Below are 23851 nucleotides of genomic sequence, written 5' to 3'. Positions count from 1 at the left end.
TTCATCGATTGATTCTCTCGCGGAGGTCCGGATGCGTCCGGCAGAAAAATGAAAGAACCCACCCTCATCCTTCCCACGGTCGACAAGTCGCTCGACGTGCTGACCCATCCGGTGCTCGACCCGCTCTTCTGGACACCCCACCTGCTCGGCAAGGCGAGCGCCTGGTGGACCCACACGCCGTTCGCGTTCTGGATCGTGGCCGCATGCAAGCCGGGCCTGCTGGTGGAACTGGGCACGCACAACGGGGTGTCGTATGCGGCATTCTGCGAGGCCGTGGCCCGGCTCAAGTCGGCCACGCGCTGCTACGCCGTGGACACCTGGGCCGGCGACGCACATGCCGGGCACTTCGATGCGCAGGTCTACCACGAGCTTCGCGACTTTCACGACAAGCATTTCAGCGCCTTCTCCGAGCTGCTCAAGTCCACCTTCGATGATGCGCTGCCGTACTTCGCCGATGGCTCCGTCGACCTGCTGCACATCGACGGCTTCCATACCTACGAGGCGGTCAGGCACGACTTCGAGACCTGGCTTCCCAAGCTGTCGGACAAGGCCGTCGTGCTGTTCCACGACACCAATGTGCGCAGCGGCAATTTCGGCGTCTTCCGCTTCTTTGCCGAACAGGCGCGGCACTATCCCTCCTTCGAGTTCCTGCACGGCCACGGGCTCGGCGTGCTCGCGGTCGGCGATCGCGCACCGGCCGCGGCCATGGCGCTGTGCAACCTCGACCGCGAACGCGCGGACGCTGCCCGAACCCGCTTCTCGCACCTCGGGACGCGCTGGTTCGTCGCCACCCGCGAGCAGCTCGGTTCGGCCGAACTGCATCAGCGCCTGCATGAGGCCAATGCCCAGCGCGCGCCGATCGAAGCGGAGTTGGCCCAGGTGGCGGCTGCCCGTCTCGCCGAGGCCGAAGCCCGCGCCAGCGCCGAAGGCCAGCTGGACGCCCTGTCCCAGGAAGTCGCAGACAAGGCCGCGCGGCTGGAGGCCCTGAACAGGCAGGCCAGCGACGCGGAGGCGAAGGCCGCCCAGGCGGAAGCCGCCGCCCGCGCGACGGGCTTCGCGCACGAGCAGGCGAACCGGCGCGTGGCCGAGTTGCGGAACCTCGTGGCGCAATTGGCGAGCGAGCTGAAGGAAAGCAGCGAAGCAAAGAGCCTGCAGCAGCGCACCGCCCTGGCCTGGAAGCACCTCGCCGACCTGAAGGAAGACCGGATCGAATCGCTGACGAGGCATTTCGCACGCCTGCGGGGCGACCCCGCACTGAGCGTGAAGGCCAAGATGCGCAGGCGCCTGCGGTTGCTGGCCCGCCGGCTTTCGGGCCGACCCGTCGATCTCGGCGCGGTGGAAATCATCCGGTTCTCGCCCTACTTCGACCGCGACTGGTACCTGCAGACCTACCCCGATGTCGCATCGGCCGGCACCGACCCCGCGGAGCACTACGCGACCCACGGCGCGGCCGAAGGGCGCAACCCCGGCCCGTGGTTCTCGGGCACTGAATACGCGGCCCGTTACCCGGACGCCGCAGGTTTCAATCCGCTGCTCCACTACACGCTGGTCGGTGCAAAGGAGGGGCGGCGTGCCGGTCTGCTCGGCGTCGAAGAAGCCGAGCCGGCGCGTGCGCCGCTGCCCAGCCGGGTGTTCTCGATCTTCTATGTGTCGGGTGAGGCGGACACGCCCGGGCACCTGTACCGCGTCGCGCGGCATGTCGATGCGGCACGCATGAACGGGGTCCCGGCCGAGTGGGTCCGGCAGGATGAGCTCGCGTCGCGGCTCGAGCTGACCTCGCGGCACGACGTGATGATCCTCTGGCGCACCCCGTGGAGCCCCGCCCTCGAGAAAGCCGTCGAGCTGATGCACGCCCAAGGCAAGAAGGTGGTGTTCGACATCGACGACCTGATGATCGAACCGGACCTGGCCGACACCAAGGTAATCGACGGCATCCGGTCGAACGCCCATCCGGAAGCCGCGGTGCGCGAGCTTTTTGCAAGCGTGCGCCGGGCCATGCTCGCGGCCGACGTGTGCACGGCGAGCACCCAGGAATTGGCTTACCACATGCGCTGGGCCGGCAAGACCACCCATGTGCTGGCCAACGGTTTCGATGACCAGACCCTGGCGCTGTCCCGGCGCAGCGCACGGCAGTGGCGCAGCGCACGGATCGACGATCTAGTGCGGATCGGCTATGCCGGCGGATCGCGAACGCACCAGCGCGACCTGGGGCTGGCCATCGAGGCCATTGCACGCGTGCTGCGGGAGAACGAACGGTGCCGCCTGGTGCTCTTCCAGACCGCTTCGGGCATGCGCCTGGTCGACGTGGAGGAATACCCCGCGATGGTGGGCCTCGAGCACCGCATCGAATGGCGACCTTTCCAGACGCTGGAAACGCTGCCGTGCGAGATCGCGCGCTTCGACATCAACATCGCGCCGCTGGAGTTCGGCAACCCGTTCTGCGAAGCCAAGAGCGAACTGAAATTCTTCGAGGCGGCGCTGGTCGATGTTCCGACCATCGCATCGCCGACCGGGCCCTTCAGGCGAGCGATCGAACACGGCGCGACGGGCTTCCTGGCTGCCACCGCCGACGATTGGTACCACTGCCTCTCGACCCTGGTTTCAGACGAAGCGCTGCGCGCCAAGGTGAGCTCGGCGGCCTTCCTGCGGGCCATGGCCTCGTACGGACCGCTGCAGCGCGCCGCACAGTTCGGCCGCGTGCTCGACCAGCTGCAGGGCGATGCGCTGGCCGCGCGGGCCTTCGCGCTCGATGCGCACATTCGCTCCACGCCAGTTCGCCGGCCCGTGCTGATGCCGCTCGACGTGGTGTTCGAGCACAGGGCCGACGAGATCGAGACTTCCGAGGTCTCAGTCGTCATTCCGCTCTACAACTACGCGCAGTTCATCGTCGAGGCGCTGGAGTCCGTCCGGGCCCAGACGCTGGCCGTGCTGGACCTGGTGGTGGTGGACGACTGTTCGACCGACGATTCGCTGCAAATCGCGCTGGCATGGGTCCGGCAGCACGCTGCGCGCTTCAACCGCGTGGTGGTCGCCCGGCATGCCTCGAACAGCGGCCTGGGGCTGACGCGCAATGCGGGTTTTCAACTGGCGGACAGCCCCTATGTGCTGCCGCTGGACGCGGACAACCGGCTGCGGCCCAAATGCTGCGAGGAACTGCGCCGCGCCATCCGCGCCGAGCGGGTCGCGTTCGTCTATCCGACGATCCAGCATTTCGGCGCCTCCAGCGCGTTGCTCGGCGACGCCAGCTACGAACCGCAGCGCTTCGTGGCCGGCAACTATGTCGATGCGATGGCGCTCGTCTCGAAGGAAGCGTGGGCGATCGTCGGTGGCTACAACCACGTTCGCCACGGGTGGGAGGACTACGACTTCTGGTGTCGGCTCGCAGAGCAGGGCCAGCGTGGGTTCTGGGAGCCGCAGACGCTCGCGGACTACCGCGTGCATGCGGGCTCGATGCTCCGGGCCGAGACGACGGTCCCGCAGAACTACCAGCGGCTGATCGAGAACTTCAAGGCCGAGCATCCCTGGGTGTCGCTGATCGACGAGCGGCTTGCGCGCAAACCACCGGCGCTGCAGGTGGCGCTGAGCGACGACGCCGCGAAGACGCGGCTTCAAACGCTGTTGCCGATCCTTCGCTGTCCCAAGACGGGGCTCAAGCTGGCCCTCGACGCCGGACAAGGCGCACTGGTGACCGTGGACGGCTGGAGGACCTGGCCCATCGTCGAGGGGCGTCCGGTTCTGTGCGAAGAGATCGGCGAGCCCGAGGTGAAGCCTGCGGACCATGTCAGCAACGCGTTGCCAAGCGAGGCCTTGGCGCTGGCAAAAAACACCCGGGGCTGGGTCCTGAACCTGAGCGGCGGAGGTTCGCAGAACAAGCTCGGCAACGTGGTCGAGGTCGAATACAGCCTGTTCAGGCACACGGACGTGGTGGCAGACGCCCATGCGCTGCCGTTCGACGACGAGGTCTTCGACGCTGCCATCGTCATGAACGCCTTCGAGCACTACCGCGAGCCGCAGAAGGTGGCCGCGGAACTCCTGCGCGTGCTGAAGCCGGGCGGCCAAGTGCTGGTTCGCACCGCGTTCATGCAGCCGCTGCACGAAAGACCGTGGCACTTCTTCAACTGCACCCGCTATGGACTGGCGCAGTGGTTCCAGGCGTTCGAGGCCGAACGGATCAAGGTGTCGGAGAATTTCTGCCCCAACCATTCGATCAGCTGGCTGGCCTCGGAATGCGAGCAGGCGCTGCGCGCCAACCTGTCCGACGAAGCCGCCGAGCGCTTCCGCAGCGCCCCCGCGGGCGAGCTGGTGGACCTGTGGCGCGACCCGTCGCGGCGCGAGACGCCGCTCTGGACCGACTTCGAGAAGCTGCCGCAGTCGGCCCAGGAGGTGGGCGCCGCAGGCTTCGAGTTCTTGGGCCGCAAGCCCGCCGCTGCTGCCGGGGCCTGAACAGCCGGCAGCGGGCGCGCACGCGGATCAGCGTGCGCGGATCATCGTGCCGTAGGCTTGGTCGGTCAGGATCTCGAGCAGCATCGCGTGCGGCACGCGGCCGTCGATGATATGCACCGCGTTCACGCCGCTCTTGGCGGCATCGAGCGCGCCTTCGATCTTGGGCAGCATGCCGCCCGAGATGGTGCCGTCGGCAAACAGCTCGTCGATCTCGCGCGCGCTCAGGTTGGTGAGCAGCTTGCCATTCTTGTCGAGCACGCCGGGCGTGTTGGTCAGCAGCATGAGCTTCTCGGCCTTGAGCACGATGGCGAGCTTGCCGGCGACGACGTCGGCGTTGATGTTGTAGCTCTCGTTCTCTTCGCCGAAACCGATCGGGCTCACGACCGGAATGAAAGCATCGTCCTGCAGCGCCTTGACCACGCTGGGGTCGATCGCGACGATGTCGCCGACCTGGCCCACGTCATGCTGCAGGTTGGGATCGGTGCGGTCGGCCATCTTGAGCTTCTGCGCGCGGATCATGCCGCCGTCGCGCCCGGTGAGGCCCACGGCCTTGCCGCCGGCCTGGTTGATCAGGCCCACGATGTCCTGCTGCACCTCGCCGGCCAGCACCCACTCGACCACTTCCATGGTCTCGGCATCGGTCACGCGCATGCCCTGGATGAAGCTGCCCTTCTTGCCCAGGCGGTTGAGCGCCGCCTCGATCTGCGGCCCACCGCCATGCACCACCACCGGGTTCATGCCCACCAGCTTCAGCAGCACCACGTCCTCGGCGAAATCGGCCTGCAGCGCGGGGTCGGTCATGGCGTTGCCGCCGTACTTGATGACGATGGTCTTGCCGTGGAACTTGCGGATGTACGGCAGCGCCTGCGCCAGGATCTCCGCCTTGTCGCGCGGGGGGATGTTGAGGACGGGATCGGTCATGGGCGGGCAGGCTCCAAAACGGGGGTCGATGAAGAAGAGGAAGACGAAGAGGTTTCAAATTCTCGCGCAAACCGGCGCGCCGCTGGCCGCGGCCGCTTCGCTCACGGCCTGAGCCAGCGCGGCACCTTGAATCGCACGATCATGAGGTACGCACCCACGTAGGTGGTGACGAACAGCAGGCAGAACGCCATCAGCACGACCGTGTTGTTCCAGAACAGCACCGCCGGCACCACCGAGAGCGCGGCGAACATCCACAGGTACGGTGAGGTTCGGTTGTTGCGGGCGAGCAGCTGCCGGGCCTCGTCGTCGGCGAAAGCCACGCGCACGATGCGGCGGAAAATCAGCTGATGGAAATGCAGCGCATCGGCGGTGCCGGGCGACTGGCCGCGCGCGAGCTTGCGGTAGATCGAGAACAGCGTCTCCCACACCGGATAGATGAGCAGCAGCATCGGGAACCATGGCGAGACGACGGGGTGGCGCTGCACCAGCGTCACGCAGGCCACGGCGATCACCATGCCCCAGACGTAGGCGCCGCCGTCGCCGGCGAATATCTTGCCGCGCGGATAGTTCCAGATCAGGAAGCCGAAGGTCGCGCCGACGAGGCAGATCACCATGGCCGCGAGCTGCCTGTCCCCCACCTGCAGCGCCACGTGCGAGATGGCCAGGCACACCAGCACCGCCACGGTGCCGGCGAGCCCGTTGTAGCCGTCGATGATGTTGAAGGCATGCGGCAGCCCGCCGATGGCCAGCGCCGCGAACAGCACCGCACCGTACGGCACCAGTGCAAGCCCCTGGTCGACGGCCTCGATGCCGGTGCGCGCCAGGCCCAGACCCAGCACCCAGCAGGCCAGCAGCGCGGACCCAATGGTGAGCGCGAGCCGGTAGCGCACCTTCACGTTCTGCGTGACGTCCTCGACGATGCCGCCGATGACCGCGGGCAGGATGCACAGCAGCGTCAGCATCGAGACCTTGACGGGCCAGGCGACGTTGAACGGATCGGTTCCGGTGATGCCTGCGGCCAGCCATGCCACGCCCATGCCGAACAAGATGCCCGCGCCACCGAGCCGCGGGACATGGCCCTTGTGGAAGCGCTGGGGCATGTCGGCGCCATACAGCCGCGCATGCCGGCGCGCGCGGCGCATGAACAGCTGGACCGCGATGGCGGAGACGAAGAAACTGATGACGATCAGGGCAATCATGGGGGTGTGGAGGGAACCCTAGAATTCCCGAGCGAAATTAGACCATGCCAGCGCCCTCCTCCCCCTCCCCCCCGATCACCATTTCGATCGTCAGCCACGGCCAGCTCGCGCTGGTGCGTCCGCTGCTCGACCAGCTCGACCGCTTCAGCCAGGGCTCGATTGCCAAGGTGGTGCTCACGCTCAACATCCCCGAGCCCGACCTGCTCGCGGGGCTGGACTGGGGATTTCCGCTCGAGCGCATCGAGAATGCGCAACGGCTGGGCTTCGGCGCCAACCACAACCAGGCCTTCGAACGCTGCCGAACGCCCTGGTTCCTGGTGCTCAACCCCGACATCCGCTTCGACGCCGACGTGCTCGCTCCGCTGCTCGCGCAGGCCGCGCCCGACGCCGGCCTCCTGACGCCGCGCATCCTCGAGCCCGGCAACGACGCCCCCGAGCAGCACCGCGCGATCATCACACCGCGCGAGATCCTCACGCGGCGCCGCCCGGGCTACGTGCGACCGGCGGTGCCGGCGTGGATTCCGGGCCTGTTCATGCTGTTCCGCAGCGACGCCTACCGGCAGATCGGCGGTTTCGACGAGCGCTTCTTCATGTACGGGGAAGATTTCGACATCTGCGCACGCACCCAGCTGGCCGGCTGGCGGTTGCAGGTCGGCGAAGACCTGCTCGCGCGCCACGAAGCGCAGCGCGCGAGCCGCCGCAGCAGGAAGCACCTCTACTGGCACGTGACCAGCCTGCTCAAGGTCTGGACCTCGGCGGCGTTCTGGCGCTACCTGCGCGCCCGGCCGCGCCAGGGCTGACAAAAAAACACATCTCGCGTTTGCGAAGACAATCCGGGGCAGGAAAGCCCCGATCCGTGGCGCTTCTCCCTCCCACCGACCGACGATGACGACCACGAGCAGCCCGACTTTCCCGCAGGCGCAACCGCACCTGCTGCATCCCAAATACCGGCCCGACATCGACGGCCTGCGCGCCGTAGCAGTGCTCTCGGTGCTCGGCTACCACGCGTTCCCGCAGTGGATCAAGGGCGGCTTCATCGGCGTCGACATCTTCTTCGTCATCTCGGGCTTCCTGATCACGACGATCATCCTGGGCAGCTTCGAGGGCGAGGGCTTCAGCTACCGCGAGTTCTATGCCCGGCGCGTGAAGCGCATCTTCCCGGCGCTGGTGCTGGTGCTGGCGGCCAGCTTCGCCTTCGGCTGGTATTCGCTGCTGCCGCACGAGTGGGAGCAGCTCGGCAAGCACGTGGCCGCGGGCGCGGGCTTCGTGTCGAACTTCGCGTTCTGGAGCGAGGCCGGCTACTTCGACAACGCGGCCGAGACCAAGCCGCTCTTGCACCTGTGGTCGCTCGCGATCGAGGAGCAGTTCTACATCTTCTGGCCCGTGCTGCTGGGCCTGGCCTGGAAGCGCAAATGGCGCGTGCTCTGGGTCGTGGGCGCGGTGGCGGCGGCGTCGTTCCTGCTGAACGTCACGACCATCCACAGCCACCGCACGGCCGCGTTCTATTCGCCGCTGTCGCGCTTCTGGGAACTGATGATCGGCGGCATGCTCGCCTACATGCGCCTGCACCGGCCACCGCCGAAACCGGGCTGGGGCCGGCATGCGCAGTCGATCGCCGGCGTGGTGCTGATCGTGCTGGGGCTCGTCTACATCCGCGGCGGCAAGGCGTTTCCAGGCTTCTGGGCGATCCTGCCGACGCTGGGCGCCTTCTATTGCATCGCGGCCGGGCCGACGGGGGTGATCAACCGCTACGTGCTCGCCTCCAGGCCGATGGTGTGGATCGGCCTCATCAGCTATCCGCTCTACCTGTGGCATTGGCCACTCTTGGCCTACGCGCGCATTCTCGAAGGCAAGCTGCCGTCCGACGGCATCCGCGCGCTCATGCTGGTGGCGTCCTTCGTGCTGGCCTGGCTGACCTACCGCTTCGTCGAGCGCCACACCCGCAAGACCGAGAACCCGGTGGTGACCGCCGCCCTGGTCGCCGCGATGGCGGGCTTCGTGGTGCTTGGCCTGCTTGCCACCACGCGCTACTACGTCGGACGGCACAGTGACCCCTACTTCAACAAGACCGCGGCGGCGGCGAAGGACTGGGCCTATCCGGACGGCCTCAGCCCGATCAAGGTCGACGGCGAGGTGCTGCAGCAGATCGGCAGCGGCAAGCGCCGCGTGCTGCTGTTCGGCGACAGCCACATCGAGCAGTACGGGCCGCGCGCGGTGGCGCTCAGCAAGATGGCGCCGGAGACGCTGGATTCGCTGTCGTTCATGACATGGGGTGCATGCCCGCCGATCCCGAACGTCATCGACGAGCAGAACAAGCTCTGCGCCGAGCGTCGCGACGGCGGCATGCGCCTGGCCATCAGCGACAGGTTCGACGCGGTCGTCTTCGGCGGCTGCTGGAACTGCTATTTCTCGGAAACCGGAAAGCCGAATGCGGCGAACGCCGAGGCCGACCGCTACTACTACTTCGACGGCACGACCAAGCGCCGCTTCATGGGCGGCGGCGGCGCGGACTTTGCGCTCAACATGCTCGAGGCGGTGATGACGAACCTGGCCAAGCACAAGCAGGTGTACCTGGTGCTGGACAACCCTGTCGGCGAAGGCTTCGGTCCCGAGGAGTTCATCCAGGGCGGCCGGCTCGGCAGCATGCGCGTGGGACGCATGACGCCCACTGCGCCATGGGTCTCGGCCCAGAAAGCGCTGCACGAACGGATGCGCCAGATGGCGCTGCGCGCCGGCGTGACCGTGATCGACCCTATCCCGACGCTTTGCCAGAAGGACTGGTGTACGCGGGCGGACGCCGATGCGACGCCGATCTACAAGGACGCGGGCCATCTGCGGGCCGAGTATGTGCGCCGGTTTGCGACCTACATCGATCCGGCGATAACGACGCCCCCCAAGCCGAGCCCCGCGGCAACGGCCCCGGCCCGCTAGGCGTACAGGCGCCGCAGGCTGCGAATGACCGGCAGGCGCGTGACGGCGCCGACAAGGCGCACTGCGGCGGGCGGGCAGTGCGCAAGCAGGAACAGCGTGAGCCGCAGCCGCAGCTTCTTCTTGCGCCCGACGTAGGGATTGGCCAGCACCATCGCGCCGTACTCGTTGAGGATCGCGCTCATTTCCTCTCGGTACTGGTCGTCGTTCTTGATCGATTCGATCGCATGGTTGACGAAGTACGGCTGGAATCTCGGGATCAGGAAGTCGCGGAAGTAGTAGCGGCCGCGCTGGTGCTCGTCGGGAAACATCGCGACAAGCTTCTTGAAGTACTTGAAGCGGCTGCGGATCATCCGGATGCCGAAGGACGTGCTCGCGGTATGGATGCACCACACGGTGACCGCCTTGTCGACGAAATAGTTGCTGTAGCCGGCGCGGAAGATGCGAAGAAACAGATCGTCGTCCTCGAACCCCATGAACTGCGGGTCGAACCCCTCCACCGCCTCGAAGGCCTTGCGACTCACCAGCGTAGCCGATGGAAGCACGAACATGTCATGGCGCAGCAAGTCATTGATGTTGCGCTTCGGATGCGTCGCGTGCTCCTTGACCACGCCCGTGCGGATCACGTTCCCGTCGGCATCGGCCTCGTAAAGGTCGGCATAGACGAAGCCAAACAGCCGGTCGCCAGGCGGGATCGACGACGCCAGTGTCTCGATGTGGTTGGGCAGGTAGAAATCATCTTGATCAAGGAAGCAGATGTAGTCGGAAGTCGAGGCTTGGACTCCCGCGTTCCGGGCCGAGCCCTGGCCACCGTTTTCCTTGTCGATGATGCGGAACGGGTAGCGCAACGCGAGCCCGTCCAGCACCGCGCGTTCCTCCGGCCGGGACCCGTCGTTGACGACGATGACTTCGTTCGCAGGGACCGATTGCTCGAAGACGCTTCGGACCGAGCGTTCGATGAAGTCGGCGCCGTTGTAGAACGGGATGACCACCACCACAGTGGGCAAAGTGGCCTGGCCGCTAGCGGTTGGAGTGGGAGAAGGGTTCGTGGGAGTCATTGTTTTTGCGACTGACGCGGTCTTGATGGCGGCTATACGGATTCGAAAAGGTCGCGCACCACGCCACGCACGCCGCGGCCGAACTTGTCGTACCGCCCGGTCATGGCTTCGCGGAAGATCGGACCGCAGCGAGCCAGCCGCGAAGCCGGCAGCGCGGCGCGAAAGCGCTGATGCACGATCTTGCCGCGTACCTTCTCGATGATCTCGGGGGGAATGCGGTCACCGAACTGCAGCAGTCGCGCCAGCAAAAGTTCGGCCTTGACCGCCCGCTCGACATGAAGAGTGCCCCTGGAGCCCAGCGCCTTGCGGACCTTCTCCGCGAAGGTATCGCGGCGCGCACCGATCTGGTTGGATTCGTGCTGGCGGTACTCGATGAGCGGCTGCTCGAGCAGCTCGACGCGTCCCGTGACCGAGGCGATGATACCCAGCCATTCATCGTGCACCCATTCCACCGGCAGCGGCAGCGCGTCGGCCAGCAGCGAACGGCGAAAGACGGTGGTGGCGCCGGTCACGAGGTTGCGCCGCAGCAGCACGTCGAAGGCGCGGCCGGTGTGCACGCCCTCGATCTCCGAGGGCGTGACCTCGAGCGCATGGAAAAGCGTCTGGCCGAGGTCGCGGCGTTGCGAATCGACGAGGCGCGCATCGGTGTGCAGCAGCACCAGGCGCTCGTCCTGCGCGAAGCTGGCGGCCATCTGCGCCAGCCGGTCGGGCACCCAGACGTCGTCCTGGTCGCTCAGTGCGATCAGGTCGCCGGTGCAAGCACCGATCGCCTGCTCGAAGTTCTTCACGACGCGCAGCGCGGGTCGGTTCTCGAAGATCCGCAGCACCACAGGCTGGCCGGGGCGTTCGGCGGCGCATTCGGCCACTGCCGCGCGCACCACGTCCACCGAACCATCGGTCGAGGCATCGTCGGACAGCACGATTTCCACCGGTGGCAGGGTCTGAAGGCAGATACTGCGCACCTGCTCGCGCAGGAAGCGCGCGCCGTTGTGGGTGCACAGCGCGACGGAAACGGAGAGCGGAGCGGGCACTGTCATGGGCTGGTCGGCAGCATATCGTTCCGTGGAGGCCATGCGAGGTCGAAGTCCTCCGTATCGAGGGACAGGTTGGGGTTGTAGGCCGGATCGGCGGCAATGAGCGCGGGCCACCGCGAGCGCATCCACGTCGATTCCCGCGCGAGCCGCTCCTGCGAGGCGGCGGATTCGAGCCCCCGCGTTGCAGACTCGTGGTGAAGCAGTTCTGCATATGGCGTCCAGACGTTTCGGTAACCCGCCTCTTGCAGACGAAGGCAGAAGTCGACGTCGTTGTAAGCGACGCCGAGATTCCGTTCGTCAAGGCCGCCCAACTGCTCATAGAGCGCCTTGCGCACCACCATGCAGGCGGCGGTGACCGCGGAGAAAGCCTGCGCGAGCTGCGCCCGGCCGCCGTGACCGGGCACCGTTGAAGGCAAATGCTTGTGCGCATGACCCGCGATGCCGCCAACGCCCAGCACGATGCCGCCATGCTGGATCGTCAGGTCCGGGTAGAGCAGCTTTGCGCCTACCGCCCCCACCCCGGGCTGCATGGCCAGAGACGCCATTTCATGCAGCCAGTGTGGCGATATGACCTCGATGTCGTTGTTGAGCAGCGCGACCAGATCCCCGCGCGCATGCGCAACCGCAGCGTTGTTGAGCGCCGAATAGTTGAACGGCCGCTCGTCGCGGATCACCGTGAAGCCCGGCTGGCTCGCGAGTTGGGCGAAGTAGGCGAGCGCCTCGGCATCGTCCGAGCCGTTGTCGACCAGCAAAATCTCGTAGTTGGGATAAGCCGTCTCGAGCACGATGCTCTCGACGCACTGGCGCACCAGCGCCACCGCATTGCGCGTGGGAACAATGATCGAAACGAGCGGCGCCGGCACGGGCAGCGTGTAGCGCGTGCGCAAGCCGTGCGGCGTGGGCTCTGCGACGGCCGCGATGCCGGTGCGCGCGAGGAACGCGGCGAGCGGCGCCACGTCGGGCGGCACGTAAGGCGCGGCCGAATGGCTCAGGATGCGCGGAATGTGGCGAATCTGCGCCGGCACGATGCGCTCGACGCAACGCAGCGCCAAGTCGAACGCATGCACCGCATCGAGCTTGTCGGTGATGCCGCCGGCCTCCTCGAACAGGGCTGCGTCGACCGCGCCCATCGGCGAGAGCAGGTTGCGCGCGAGGAACAGGTCGGTATTCCAGTCGGGCTTGAATTCGGGTCGGCTTCGCTCCCGGGTACCGAGATCGATGGCGTCGGCATCGGCATAGCGCAAGCGTACGTCGGGATGCGCGCAGATGTCGCTTGCCAGGCAGAACAACGCATGCGGCGGCAACACACAACCGGGCTCGAGCCAGACGATCCAATCGCTGCCGGCGGGCGCGCCCGGCTTGAAGCGAGAGGAGGAGATGGCAAGCATCTGCGCTTCTTCGCCGACGGGGGCAGGCGAAACCAGGTGCCAATCCCACGCGGGATACACCTGCGCGTCCAGGGAGCCCAAGGTGGCGCGCAGCATGGCCGTGTCGCCCGGGCTGTGGCCGACCAGCACTGCCAGGCGTGGCTGCATCGACAACGATGCCACCTGCGCGGACATCCGCACTGTGTTGGGGGTGTCGTAGCGGGCGATCCAGTCGGCGTAGGTGCCACGCTGCACGGGCGGCGCATCCGCCTGCCCCCGCATGCGCCGACGAAGGCCGCCGAGCCACCGCAACGGAGCGGTGAGGCGCCAACTCGTCGACCGCCGCATGGCCTGCAACTCGTCCTCGAGGGCCGTGGCCTTCACCTCCAGCAAGCTGATCTGCCGTTGCAGCTGGGCATTGCTCGACGCCGTGGCAGCCTCACCTCGCCGTTGACGGGACGGCGCCGAAGGCAGCACGGGCTTACTGGGCATGACGGGCGATCAACGGCTTCCAAAGGTTACGAGGGCTCCAGGACGGGGCCGGTAAAATTATCGCTTCTTCACACCCCACCAAGAACAAATGCGCGTCCTTTCCGTTGTGCTCTCAGGGGGAGCGGGCTCCCGGCTCTGGCCGGCGTCGCGACAGACGTTCCCGAAGCCCTTCATGCAGTTGGGCGGATCGACGCTGCTGCAGCAAGCGATCGAGCGAGGGCAGGCCTGCGGCACCGGTGACTTGATGATCGTCACCAACAAGGATCATCTCTTTCTCACGAAGGACGTTCTGCGGCAGATGCCGGACCCACCCGAGGCCACCCTGCTGCTCGAGCCGAAGGGGCGCAACACAGGCCCGGCGATCGCGCTGGCAGCACTGCGATGCATCGAGCAATTCGGTGGCGATACCGTGATGCTGGTGCTCTCGGCCGATCACCTCGTCCCCGACGTCGAGGCCTTCGTCGCCAGCGCCCGCCAGGCATTCCGCCTGGCCACCCAGGGCGCGCTGGTGGTTTTCGGCATCAGCCCGACCGCACCGGAAACCGGCTTCGGCTACGTCGAGGTGGCGAAGGTTTCCCGAGAGAGCCAGCCAGCCAAACGCTTTGTAGAGAAGCCGGACCTCGCCACGGCGCAGGAGTACCTCGCCACGGGCCGGTACTACTGGAATAGCGGAATGTTCTGCTTCACCGCGGACGCGATCGTCTCGGCTTTCGAGCGACATGCCCCCGAATTGCTTGCAGCGGCCCGGAACGCGTTGAAATCCTCAACCTCCAGCGCCGAGCGCACGATCGACTTCGATCTGCACGCCTTCGGCCTGCAGCCGGACATCAGCATCGACTACGCCGTCATGGAACCCGCGGACAATGTCCACGTGGTGCCGGCCAAGTTCGGCTGGAGCGATGTCGGCTCTTGGCCGGCAGTGGCCCTGGCCCACACGCCGGACGCGAACGGCAACACCTTCCTGCCGGACGATGTGGTGGCCATCGACACCACCGGTACCCACGTGCAGGTCGACAGCCACATTCCCAAGCTGGTCGCCACGCTGGGCGTGCGCGATCTCGTGATCGTCGACACCCCCGACGCGTTGCTGGTCGCGCACAAGAACAGCGCGCAGGAAGTCAAGCGAGCCGTCGACATCCTCAAGTCGCGTGGCCACGAGTCCGTGCAGCTGCCGGCGGTGGTTCATCGGCCGTGGGGCACGTATGCGTCGCTGAAGGAAGAAGAGGGTTACAAGGTTAAGCGGATCACCGTCAAGCCGGGAGAGTCGCTGTCCTTGCAGTACCATCATCACCGTGCGGAGCACTGGGTTGTCGTGCAAGGGCGCGGCATCGTGCAGATCGGCGACACCGAACATGTGACGCTTCCCGGCCAGTACCGCTACATCCCATTGAAAGAGAAGCACCGCCTCATCAACAACGGCGACGAAGAGCTTGTGCTCATCGAAGTCCAATGCGGCGCCTATCTTGGCGAGGACGACATCGTGCGCCTCGCGGACACTTACGGACGCGCATGAGTCAAGTTCAATCCAATCTTCATCGCAGCGCTCTCTCCGACTGGTGGGAAGGTACCCGCCGAACCGATATCTGGTGGACCCTGGCCTGGTTCGACATCGTGCTGCGCTACCGCCGCTCGATGCTGGGGCCGCTCTGGCTGACGCTGAGCATGGGCGCCATGATCGGCGGCATGGGGCCGCTGTACAGCTCACTCTTCGGCACGGAACTGTCCAAGTTTTTCCCCCACCTTGCGCTCGGTATCATCTTCTGGGGCTTTTTCTCGAGCATGGTGACGGATGCGTGCAATGCCTTCGTGGGCTCCGCGAACTATCTCAAGCAAGGTTACTTTCCGGTCAGCCTTTTCGTCTGGCGCAGCATCGCGCGCAACCTCATCCAGTTCGCTCACCACATCGTGCTCTACATTCCGGTCGCTCTCTGGGCCGGTATTTCGCTGTCCTGGTCTGCGTTGCTCGTGCTGCCCGCCTTCGTGATCATGATCATCAATGCGCACGCGCTGGGATTGCTGCTCGGCCTCATTTGCACGCGCTACCGGGACGTCACTCAGATCGTGACCAGCGTGATGCAGATGCTGATGTTTCTCACGCCGGTTTTCTGGTTGCCGGAAAGTCTGCCGGATCGTGCTCAGTACATCCTCTGGAATCCTTTCGCGCAGATGCTGGACCTCCTGCGGACCCCGCTGATGGGCGGCATGGCTGAACTTCACAGCTGGTTGGGAATCTTTGTATGGACGGCCGTGTGCCTCGTGGGCTCCATGACGCTGTTCTCCAAATACCGTCGCCGGGTTGTCTACTGGCTCTGATCCATGGCATCTATCTCCCTCAAAAACGTCGCCGTCAATTTCCCCATCTACGGCGCAGGTGCTGCATCGCTCAAGAAGACCCTTGCAGCTTCGGTCACTGGTGGACGCTTCGGCAAGGAGACGGGCGTTACCGTGGTGCAAGCACTCAGCGGGATCACACTTGAACTCAAGAGCGGTGACCGACTGGGCCTGGTGGGCCACAACGGCGCTGGCAAGTCGACCCTGCTGCGCACGCTCGCGGGCGTCTATGAGCCATCCGCGGGCGAACTCACGCGCCAGGGCACGGTTGCAAGCCTTATTGATCCTGCACTTGGCATTGAGGTAGACGCCACGGGCGTCGAGAACATCATGTTGCGCGGACTTGTGATGGGCATGAGCAAGGCACAGATCGACCGGCTCATCCCCGAGATCTGCGAGTTCAGCGGACTTGGCCAATACGTCAACATGCCCGTGCGCACATACTCCACCGGCATGCTGATGCGCCTCGCGTTCTCGATCTCGACCAGTGTCGAGGCCGATATCCTGCTGATGGACGAGTGGCTGTCGGTAGGCGATGCGGAGTTTACGGAGAAGGCGGAAAAACGCATGAAGGACGTGGTGGCCAAATCGGGCATCCTGGTCCTTGCTTCCCATTCGCCCGCGTTGATCGCCAAGGAATGCAATCGTGTGATCTACATGGAGCACGGAAGGATCGTCCGAGCCACGGACGATATGGCGAGCTTCAGTTCCGAAAACGCCGTAGCGTCCTGATTTCCTCCACACGGGCGGCAAAACGCTCGCCCGCGGCCCGGAGAGACAGATTGGTTTCCGCCGACGATCTGCCGCGCGCGCCAAGCTCACGCGCCCACTCCTGATCCTCATACAAGCGTCGCATCAAGCGGGCCGCTTCCTCCACGGACGGCTCAGCCCATTCCAGATCCGCGCTGTAGGGAGGAATGGGTCGGCCGAGCTTCACTCGCTCATAGGGCACGAGGAGGCTGTTGTCGTTTGTCATGAAATCCATGTTGCCGGAAAAGCCTGTCGCGACCACCGGTTTTCCCATCAGCATCGCCTCTGCCATCGTCAACCCGAGACCCTCACTGCGATGTAGCGAGACGTAGGCGTCGCACACATGCATGAGCGATAGGACCTCGTCGGAACTGAGAACTTGATCGATGATGGTGATGGATGGCATGTCGGCCGCCGCTTTGCACAGTTCATTGAACTGTTCAGGGTGTCGATCTCCGAAAGAGGTCTTGAGCATCAGGGCGACAGGCTCATGGGCGCGAAAAGCCATCTTGAATGCCTGAATGAGCCCCAACGGATTCTTGCGTTCCATCACGCTCACCATATGAAAGGTGAACAGGAACGTGAAGCGATTTGCCTCCAGATTGAAATGCGACCGATCACGAACCTGAAACGGAGCGAGTGCGACGCCTGGAAAAAGCGTTCGCACCGGGACCGACAAGCGTTGGCGCAATCCCCGCGCGATGAACTCGGTCGCGGTCCAAACCTCGTCGACATTCCTGGCCTGGTCACACCAGGCTTCGGGGATCGAGTCGAACTCCCAATACCAGTAGGCGATGCGATACGTTCGAGGCGTGCGCTCTGCAAGATCCGCTCTCACATAGGCTTCAGCAAAAAAGGGCTCGGGCTGCGCGTGGATGATCGTGATATCGCCCGACTCAAGCCCATCGAACTGAACGTGATGAGGGTCATCCCGGGCGTCGGTCCTAATATCCCGAAGAGATGTTCGAACGCCGGCCGACGCCATGGCCCCGACCATGGCCTCCACCGACACGCGCAGTCCCGAGGGGTAGCAGAAGTGCCCGATCACCGTGACACGGCTTTCCAGCAAACGAGAGGCCAGCGCCTCCTTGTCCAAACCAGCGCACCACTCGCGCGCCGGAGGCTCCACGCGCGCACCGTCACTGGAAGCGAGCCACTCCAGCAGCGCCATTGCAGATGCTTTGTTGGACATCGCCTCAGGGTGAGCGCTCTGCCATTCGGCGCGCGCCTGGTATGCAACCAGAATCTGCGCGGCCGGCTCGGGAAGACTGGATATGGCGGACAGAGGCAGTGAGACACTGCCGTCGCCATAGGTTCTGTTGAGCCACTCCGCGAAGCGAGGCCACCCGAAAACGGTCAACGCATCGGGAAAGCGTCGTTGCCAGTCTGGTGTAAACAAGAAGGCGCGCAGCACCTCTGCCTGCGGATTTTCTTGTGCCTGCAGGAACAGCCACCAGACTTCCTCGGGCTCCAGTGCACTGGCAGGCAACCCGTGCTGCATGAACCATCGAAAGAGCGTGCGACTGCCCGACGGGAGCAGCCCATGCGGCAACGCCGCACGAACTTCACCGCTTGCCAGAAAAATCTGTCTCGCCCTCGCAGCGAAGTCATCGGAAAAAAGTGCAACAAAGTGCTCGGCGCTTTCAGGCACAAGTCCCAGGTCCCGGCGTGCTTCAGCACCAGCCAGCCATGCCGCGAAGCCTCCGCTGGTCGCGTCGGAAAATGCGTAGGGGAACCGCTCCCGCAGATCTTTGCGGCGACGGAAAGCATCAATGAGAAAACGTGCCGCAACGTACCGGTCCCGTATGGATGTCGCGTCAACCGGAGGCCACAACACCTGCTCGCGCGGCAATCCCGAGGCGTCGAATACATCCTGGATGTCGTAGACATTCAGTGCAGAACGACAGCTCGTCGCGCCGCCTTGCTGCAGCGCTTCCAATCGCTGTCGCTCTTGGTTGATTAGGTTCGCCAGTGCCTGAACTCTCTTTTCACCGGCCCTCCTTCCGCGCAAGAACTGCAGCCTCTGGCGCAGGCGCCACGGGGTCACTAGCCAAAAAACGGCTTTGAGCCCCCGGCGCGCGAGACCACGCAGCGAATCAAGGCCTTGCATCACGGAAGGCATTCATGAAAACGTAACTCATCGTGGGGCGCTTTGTTGGTGGGCGCGCAATCATGCCAAAAATCAGTCTTCCCACCACATAAAATATGAAGGTAAGCGCGGCGCGCGAGTCTTCTCGCTAGCGGAGAGCGATGGAGTCGCAAGTAGTACATGAATCAAAAAAACAGCCCCCAGTCCTTCACCTCATACGCGCAGAATTTCGAAGACGTCATGCTCTGGCGGGCGTTGAAGCATGTTCAATCCGGCGTCTACGTCGACGTCGGGGCCCAGCATCCCGTGGTGGACTCGGTCAGCAAGGCCTTCTATGAGCAAGGCTGGCGGGGTGTACATGTGGAGCCGGTTCCGCACTATGCGGAATTGCTCAGGCAGGACCGGCCTGACGAAGTCGTGCTGCAGGTCGCACTCGGGGACGAAGCAGGGATTCTCGATCTCTACGTGGTTCCGGGTACGGGCCTCAGCACCGGCGTGGAAGCCCACGCGAAGAAGCTCCAAGTGCAGCACGGGTTCACCAGCCAGACCATCCAGACTCCCATGCTGCCCATGCGCACGGCATTGGCCTCTCTCACTGGGAAGCAAGTGCATTGGCTCAAGATTGATGTGGAAGGGTTCGAGGAGAACGTGCTCCGGGGCTGGGATCATGCTGCGTTCAGACCTTGGATCATCCTCATCGAAGCGACGGTCCCCCTATCGACAGAACTCCGGTACGAAGCCTCAGACCGGATACTGACGGACGCAGGCTATCAGTTTGCCTATTTCGACGGGCTCAATCGTTTTTATGTCGCCAGGGAACATGCTGAGCTGGTTCCTGTGCTGCAAACACCTCCAAACGTCTTCGACAACGTGCAACTCAGTCGCTCGAGTGTCTGGTGTGCCGCATTGGTCGCTGAATACCGGGTCGCGCAGGAAGGCCATGCGGCACAACTCGAAGCGGCCCGGGCCGAGCTTGCTCGAGTGCAGGCGCGCGCCTCAGAGGCCGAAGCAAATTCCCTCCGATCGGCAGCGCGTGCCTCCGAAGCTCATGCCGAGGCCGCCCGGAATGAGGCCCGCGCCATTCGTGCAGAAGAGCGCGCCAGCTTCGCGGAAACCATGGCGAATCATGCAAGCGACCGCGCGACCCAGGCGGAAGCGAGGGCTCTTGCCGCTGCGAACACCTCGCTTCGCCGACTCGCGACAGCCATTGCCGAAGGCCGGCTACGCAGCGGAATCAAGCGTCGCATCAAGACCGCGGTGCGTATTGCGGCAATTGCTGCCAGACGGCATCCGTCACTGAAGCGATGCGCCATGTTCGTCTTACGTTGGACTCCTTCGCTGCGGAACCGCCTGCGAGCGATGCTGGCCCCGCCAAATTCTGCGCAGCCGACGTCCATGGCCCCCCCCCTTTCAATGTCTCCAGACACGGCGCTGATTTTTCGGCAACTTCGAATCCAGCAGCGAACACAACGATCGGAGTCCATCTGATGCGTATCGTCATAGACCTTCAAGGGGCTCAATCGACCGGCAGTCGCCATCGCGGTATCGGACGGTATTCTCTGTCGCTGGCTCAGGCAATGGCACGCCAAGCAGGTACCCATGAGCTCCTGATTGCACTGAATGGCGGCTTTCCAGAGGCTACAGAGGACATCAAGGCGGCCTTCGCAGGGCTGATGGAGCCTGCACGCATCAAAACATGGTTCCCGGCTGCACAACCAGCACCAGCTGCCAAGACCTCGGGTGACGTCATCGCCAACGAGAAGCTCTATGAAGCTTTTATTGCCAGCCTGAGGCCGGACACGGTGCACGTCTCGAGCCTCTTCGAGGGGCTGGGCGATGCATCAGTTACCAGTATTGGCCGATTCGCGAAGACCCCGGCAAGTGTCACCCTCTATGACCTCATTCCGCTGATCAACCCACACCCGTACCTCGACAACCCATCGGTACGCGAGTGGTACATGCGAAAAGTGGAGGCAATGAAGAGAGCGAGCCTTTGGCTCGCCATCTCAGAGTCTTCAAGGCAGGAAGGCATCGCGCACTTGGGCTTGGATCCCGATGCATGCGTCAATGTGTCGACAGCAGCAAGCGACCATTTCACGAAGATCGCTGTCCCGCAGGAACGCAACGAGCAACTGCGCTCGCAGTACCGCCTCTACAAGCCCTTTGTGATGTACACCGGTGGGATTGACCATCGGAAGAACATCGAAGGTCTGATCCGCGCATTCGGCATGCTACCCCCGGCAGTGCGTTCGACCCATCAACTCGCCATCGTGTGCTCCGCCCGCCAAGAGGATCGCGCAGCACTCCTTGATCTTGCTAGACGACAAGGCCTGACCGACGATGACGTTGCAGTCACGGGGTTCGTGTCTGAGAGGGACCTGGTCGATCTTTACAACCTTTGCGCGCTCTTCGTTTTTCCGTCATGGCACGAAGGGTTCGGTCTGCCCGCGCTGGAGGCGATGCTCTGTGGCGCCCCCGTGATCGGGGCCAATACGTCGAGCTTGCCGGAAGTCATCGGGTGGAGCGACGCGTTGTTTGATCCACGCGACGACGCAGCCATCGCCGCAAAGATGGCACAGGCGCTCAGCGACGCAAGTTTTCGAAATGCGCTCATCGAGCATGGGAAGCAGCAAGCCAAGAAATTCTCGTGGGACGAGTCCGCAAGGCGTGCAATCGCAGCTCTCGAAGAATTGCACGAGTCCAAGGCAGATATCGCGAGGAACGCGCACCGCTCGACCGGCAAGTCTCGTCCGCGCCTGGCTTATGTATCGCCACTACCGCCGGAACGCAGCGGCATCGCGGCCTACAGCGCCGAGCTGCTGCCTGCGCTCGCGGAGTTTTACGACATCGAGCTCATCACAGACCTCCCTGCTGTGGACAGGCGCGAGATGCCTACTGCATTTCCAGTTCGTAGCGTCGCGTCGTTTCGCGACCATGCGCCGAATTTTGATCGCGTTCTTTATCACTTCGGAAACTCGGAGTTTCACCAACACATGTTCGGGCTGCTTCAAGATATCCCGGGCGTGGTCGTGCTGCACGATTTTTACCTGAGCGGCGTTCAAGCGCACCGCGAAATTGCAGGCGGTGAGGCCTTCGCTTGGACGCGCGCGCTGTACGAATCGCACGGCTACGGCGCAGTGGCCGACCGGCAGAACGCGCGCGACCCTGGAGATGTCGTCTTCAAATACCCATGCAATTTCGATGTCCTTCGTCATGCGAACGGCGTGATTGTTCACTCCCCGTACTCGATCCAGTTGGCGAATGAATGGTTCGGAAGTCAGCTCGCCAGCAAGTGGGCGCTTATCCCGCATCTGCGGGTAGCACCTGGCTCGATTGAAATTGCAAGAGCTCGATCCCGTGCGGAACTGAGCTTGGCGCCCGAAGAGTTCCTGGTCTGCGCGTTTGGCCTCCTCGGACCAACGAAAATGAACGACCGCTTGCTCGACGCATGGAAGATGTCTTCGTTGGCGGCAGATCCCAACTGCAGGCTTGTATTTGTGGGAGAAAACAACAAGGAGCCATATGGCCAAAGGCTGGCACAGGCGATCGCCAGCGCCGCAGGGGCCAGGATCAGCATTACCGGATGGGCCGACTCTGAAACTTTTCAGCGCTATCTGAGCGCGGCCGATGCTGCGGTGCAACTGCGCACCTTGTCGCGCGGCGAAACCTCGGGCACCGTGCTAGATGCGATGAGCCGGGGAGTTCCGACTGTGGTGAATGCCAACGGGTCAATGGCATTTCTACCAAATGACGCAGTCATGATGTTGAATGACGAGTTTTCCGACGCAGCGCTTGTTGAGGCGCTGGAAAAGCTACGCCATTCACCCGGCCTTGCGAGAACGCTCGGCACGAACGCTCGGCGCCAGATCGAAACGGCCCATGCGCCGGCTTCTTGCGCGCGCGCCTATTGCGAAGCCATTGAAGTATTCGCTGTCGAAGCCGCAAATGGGCGCGCGGGCTTGATCAGGTCCATTGCCGCTGATCCCGCTCTTTCCGAAAGTAGCCTGATTGAATCAGCTCGCAGCATCGCGCGCGCTTTGCCGCTTCCCGCGCCCAAACGCCAACTCTTCATCGATGTGTCGGAGCTGGCGCAAAAGGACCGGCAAAGCGGCATTCAGCGTTTGGTGAAGTCTTTATTGCGAGCACTGTTCGAGAGTCCGCCAGAGGGATACCGCATCGAGCCGGTTTACGCCTTGAGAGGCCAGCGCGGCTACAGCTACGCTCGCAATTTCTCGCTGCGGCTCCTGGGCTGTTCGCACGAGCCCCTGCAAGATGCGCCCATCGACGCCAGAGAATGTGATGTCTTCGTCGGCCTCGACCTGCAGCCGCACATCGTCCCGGAGCAGACCAGTTTTTTCCAGGAACTGCGGCAAATCGGCGTCCAAGTGAAATTTGTGATCTACGACCTCTTGCCGATGTTGCTGGAGCACCGGTTCCTCCAAGGCGCCAAGGAGGTGCACGAACGCTGGTTGACCGCCGTCGCGCAGAGCGATGGGGTGCTTGCCATCTCGAAGGCTGTGGCTGCTGAGTTCACTGCATGGCTGTCGGCGCATTCGCCCGAACGACTCGCCGCAGGGCTCAAGGTGCGCACGTTCCGCCTCGGTGCAGACATTTCTTCTTCATCGCTCCCTACGGACATGCCTGTGACCGAGCAACCCCCGCCACTCGCCTCGATTACAACATCGTCTCCGAGCTTTCTAATGGTGGGCACGATCGAGCCTCGCAAGGGCCACGAACAAGCCCTTGGCGCCTTCGAGCAGCTTTGGCGTGAGGGACATCAAGCCAACCTCGTCATCGTCGGCAAGAAAGGGTGGATGGTCGACGCGCTCGTCACACGCCTGAGACAGCACCCCCAGCGCGATAAGCAGTTGTTTTGGCTCGAGAGCCTCAGTGACGCTCACTTGGAGCAGCTTTACAACACTTGCGACTGCCTGCTTCTTGCATCCGAGGGTGAAGGATTCGGCTTGCCTTTGATCGAAGCAGCGATGCACAAACTTCCCATCGTGGTGCGAGACTTGCCAGTCTTCAGGGAGGTCGCGGCGGATCATGCGTTCTACTTTGATGGCATGACGAGTGAGGATCTTGCTGCTGCCCTGATCCAATGGCTCGCGCTCTTCAGGCAGGATCGGCACCCGCGCTCGGAGACAATGCCGTATTTGACGTGGCAACAGAGTGCCGAAGAATTCAAGTCTGCGCTCTTGGGCAGCTAATGAAACCAACCCTATATGCGCACCGCAAG

14 protein-coding genes are annotated in these 23851 nt (G+C 64.0%); 8 read left to right on the top strand and 6 right to left on the bottom strand.

Translation table 11 applies throughout. The annotated features are described in order from the left end of the window. The first annotated feature begins 48 nt into the window (after positions 1-48). Positions 49-4443, top strand: coding sequence for a glycosyltransferase (locus tag AC3A6R_RS19995; RefSeq protein WP_487865356.1), 4395 nt, complete (start codon positions 49-51; stop codon positions 4441-4443). 27 nt (positions 4444-4470) lie between these two features. Here AC3A6R_RS19995 and argB read toward each other — a convergent pair whose 3' ends face one another. Beyond that, the gene (gene argB / locus AC3A6R_RS19990; RefSeq protein WP_487861807.1) at positions 4471-5364 is read right to left on the bottom strand and encodes an acetylglutamate kinase; all 894 of its coding nucleotides are present in this window, start codon (positions 5362-5364) and stop codon (positions 4471-4473) included. 101 nt (positions 5365-5465) lie between these two features. After that, complete coding sequence (locus AC3A6R_RS19985) at positions 5466-6563, bottom strand: glycosyltransferase family 4 protein (protein ID WP_487861808.1); 1098 nt, start codon at positions 6561-6563, stop codon at positions 5466-5468. Between the two features lie 44 nt (positions 6564-6607). On the opposite strand from AC3A6R_RS19985, the gene AC3A6R_RS19980 reads away from it, so the two are divergent. Next, positions 6608-7363 carry a glycosyltransferase family 2 protein gene (locus AC3A6R_RS19980; protein WP_487861809.1) on the top strand — a complete coding sequence of 252 codons (756 nt, stop codon included), beginning with the start codon at positions 6608-6610 and terminating at the stop codon, positions 7361-7363. Between the two features lie 85 nt (positions 7364-7448). Further along, positions 7449-9494, top strand: a complete 2046-nt coding sequence (locus AC3A6R_RS19975) for an acyltransferase family protein (protein WP_487865355.1) — start codon at positions 7449-7451, stop codon at positions 9492-9494. Here AC3A6R_RS19975 and AC3A6R_RS19970 read toward each other — a convergent pair. From AC3A6R_RS19970 to AC3A6R_RS19960, 3 genes are all read right to left on the bottom strand, one after another. Continuing rightward, positions 9491-10489 (bottom strand): glycosyltransferase family 2 protein, encoded by a 999-nt coding sequence (locus tag AC3A6R_RS19970; protein WP_487861896.1) that lies wholly within the window; start codon positions 10487-10489, stop codon positions 9491-9493. The genes AC3A6R_RS19975 and AC3A6R_RS19970 overlap by 4 nt on opposite strands. 92 nt (positions 10490-10581) lie before the next feature. Then, the gene (locus AC3A6R_RS19965; protein ID WP_487865354.1) at positions 10582-11586 is read right to left on the bottom strand and encodes a glycosyltransferase family 2 protein; all 1005 of its coding nucleotides are present in this window, start codon (positions 11584-11586) and stop codon (positions 10582-10584) included. Then, the gene (locus AC3A6R_RS19960; RefSeq protein WP_487865353.1) at positions 11583-13442 is read right to left on the bottom strand and encodes a glycosyltransferase family 2 protein; all 1860 of its coding nucleotides are present in this window, start codon (positions 13440-13442) and stop codon (positions 11583-11585) included. The genes AC3A6R_RS19965 and AC3A6R_RS19960 overlap by 4 nt, the downstream gene beginning before the upstream one ends. A gap of 88 nt (positions 13443-13530) precedes the next feature. Here AC3A6R_RS19960 and AC3A6R_RS19955 point away from each other — a divergent pair, with 88 nt between their 5' ends. From AC3A6R_RS19955 to AC3A6R_RS19945, 3 genes are read left to right on the top strand one after another with little or no spacing between them, the layout of a single operon-like run. Continuing rightward, complete coding sequence (locus tag AC3A6R_RS19955) at positions 13531-14955, top strand: mannose-1-phosphate guanylyltransferase/mannose-6-phosphate isomerase (protein WP_487861813.1); 1425 nt, start codon at positions 13531-13533, stop codon at positions 14953-14955. Then, positions 14952-15755 (top strand): ABC transporter permease, encoded by an 804-nt coding sequence (locus tag AC3A6R_RS19950; RefSeq protein WP_487861814.1) that lies wholly within the window; start codon positions 14952-14954, stop codon positions 15753-15755. Before AC3A6R_RS19955 ends, AC3A6R_RS19950 begins: the two co-directional genes overlap by 4 nt. Before the next feature lie 3 nt (positions 15756-15758). Then, a complete protein-coding gene (locus AC3A6R_RS19945; protein WP_487861815.1) occupies positions 15759-16505 on the top strand; it encodes an ABC transporter ATP-binding protein in 747 nt (248 codons plus the stop codon). Here the strand turns inward: AC3A6R_RS19945 and AC3A6R_RS19940 are convergent. After that, positions 16477-18462, bottom strand: coding sequence for a glycosyltransferase family 4 protein (locus tag AC3A6R_RS19940; RefSeq protein ID WP_487865352.1), 1986 nt, complete (start codon positions 18460-18462; stop codon positions 16477-16479). The two genes, AC3A6R_RS19945 and AC3A6R_RS19940, sit on opposite strands and share 29 nt — an antisense overlap. Positions 18463-18792: 330 nt before the next feature. Here AC3A6R_RS19940 and AC3A6R_RS19935 point away from each other — a divergent pair, with 330 nt between their 5' ends. After that, positions 18793-20100 (top strand): FkbM family methyltransferase, encoded by a 1308-nt coding sequence (locus AC3A6R_RS19935; protein ID WP_487865351.1) that lies wholly within the window; start codon positions 18793-18795, stop codon positions 20098-20100. Beyond that, positions 20100-23822, top strand: coding sequence for a glycosyltransferase (locus AC3A6R_RS19930; protein ID WP_487865350.1), 3723 nt, complete (start codon positions 20100-20102; stop codon positions 23820-23822). Before AC3A6R_RS19935 ends, AC3A6R_RS19930 begins: the two co-directional genes overlap by 1 nt. Positions 23823-23851: the final 29 nt, after the last annotated feature.

The sequence above is a fragment of the Variovorax sp. Soil_C_19 genome, from assembly GCF_057657255.1.
Note: the sequence above shows the minus strand (reverse complement) of the source record. Positions and strands in the feature narration are given on the sequence as shown.

Coding starts and splice junctions, on each gene's coding strand:
- AC3A6R_RS19985 (WP_487861808.1), bottom strand. CDS start 6,563: ATGATTGCCCTGATCGTCATCAGTTTCTTCGTCTCCGCCATCGCGGTC.
- argB (WP_487861807.1), bottom strand. CDS start 5,364: ATGACCGATCCCGTCCTCAACATCCCCCCGCGCGACAAGGCGGAGATC.
- AC3A6R_RS19960 (WP_487865353.1), bottom strand. CDS start 13,442: ATGCCCAGTAAGCCCGTGCTGCCTTCGGCGCCGTCCCGTCAACGGCGA.
- AC3A6R_RS19975 (WP_487865355.1), top strand. CDS start 7,449: ATGACGACCACGAGCAGCCCGACTTTCCCGCAGGCGCAACCGCACCTG.
- AC3A6R_RS19945 (WP_487861815.1), top strand. CDS start 15,759: ATGGCATCTATCTCCCTCAAAAACGTCGCCGTCAATTTCCCCATCTAC.
- AC3A6R_RS19935 (WP_487865351.1), top strand. CDS start 18,793: ATGAATCAAAAAAACAGCCCCCAGTCCTTCACCTCATACGCGCAGAAT.
- AC3A6R_RS19955 (WP_487861813.1), top strand. CDS start 13,531: ATGCGCGTCCTTTCCGTTGTGCTCTCAGGGGGAGCGGGCTCCCGGCTC.
- AC3A6R_RS19995 (WP_487865356.1), top strand. CDS start 49: ATGAAAGAACCCACCCTCATCCTTCCCACGGTCGACAAGTCGCTCGAC.
- AC3A6R_RS19950 (WP_487861814.1), top strand. CDS start 14,952: ATGAGTCAAGTTCAATCCAATCTTCATCGCAGCGCTCTCTCCGACTGG.
- AC3A6R_RS19930 (WP_487865350.1), top strand. CDS start 20,100: ATGCGTATCGTCATAGACCTTCAAGGGGCTCAATCGACCGGCAGTCGC.
- AC3A6R_RS19980 (WP_487861809.1), top strand. CDS start 6,608: ATGCCAGCGCCCTCCTCCCCCTCCCCCCCGATCACCATTTCGATCGTC.
- AC3A6R_RS19965 (WP_487865354.1), bottom strand. CDS start 11,586: ATGACAGTGCCCGCTCCGCTCTCCGTTTCCGTCGCGCTGTGCACCCAC.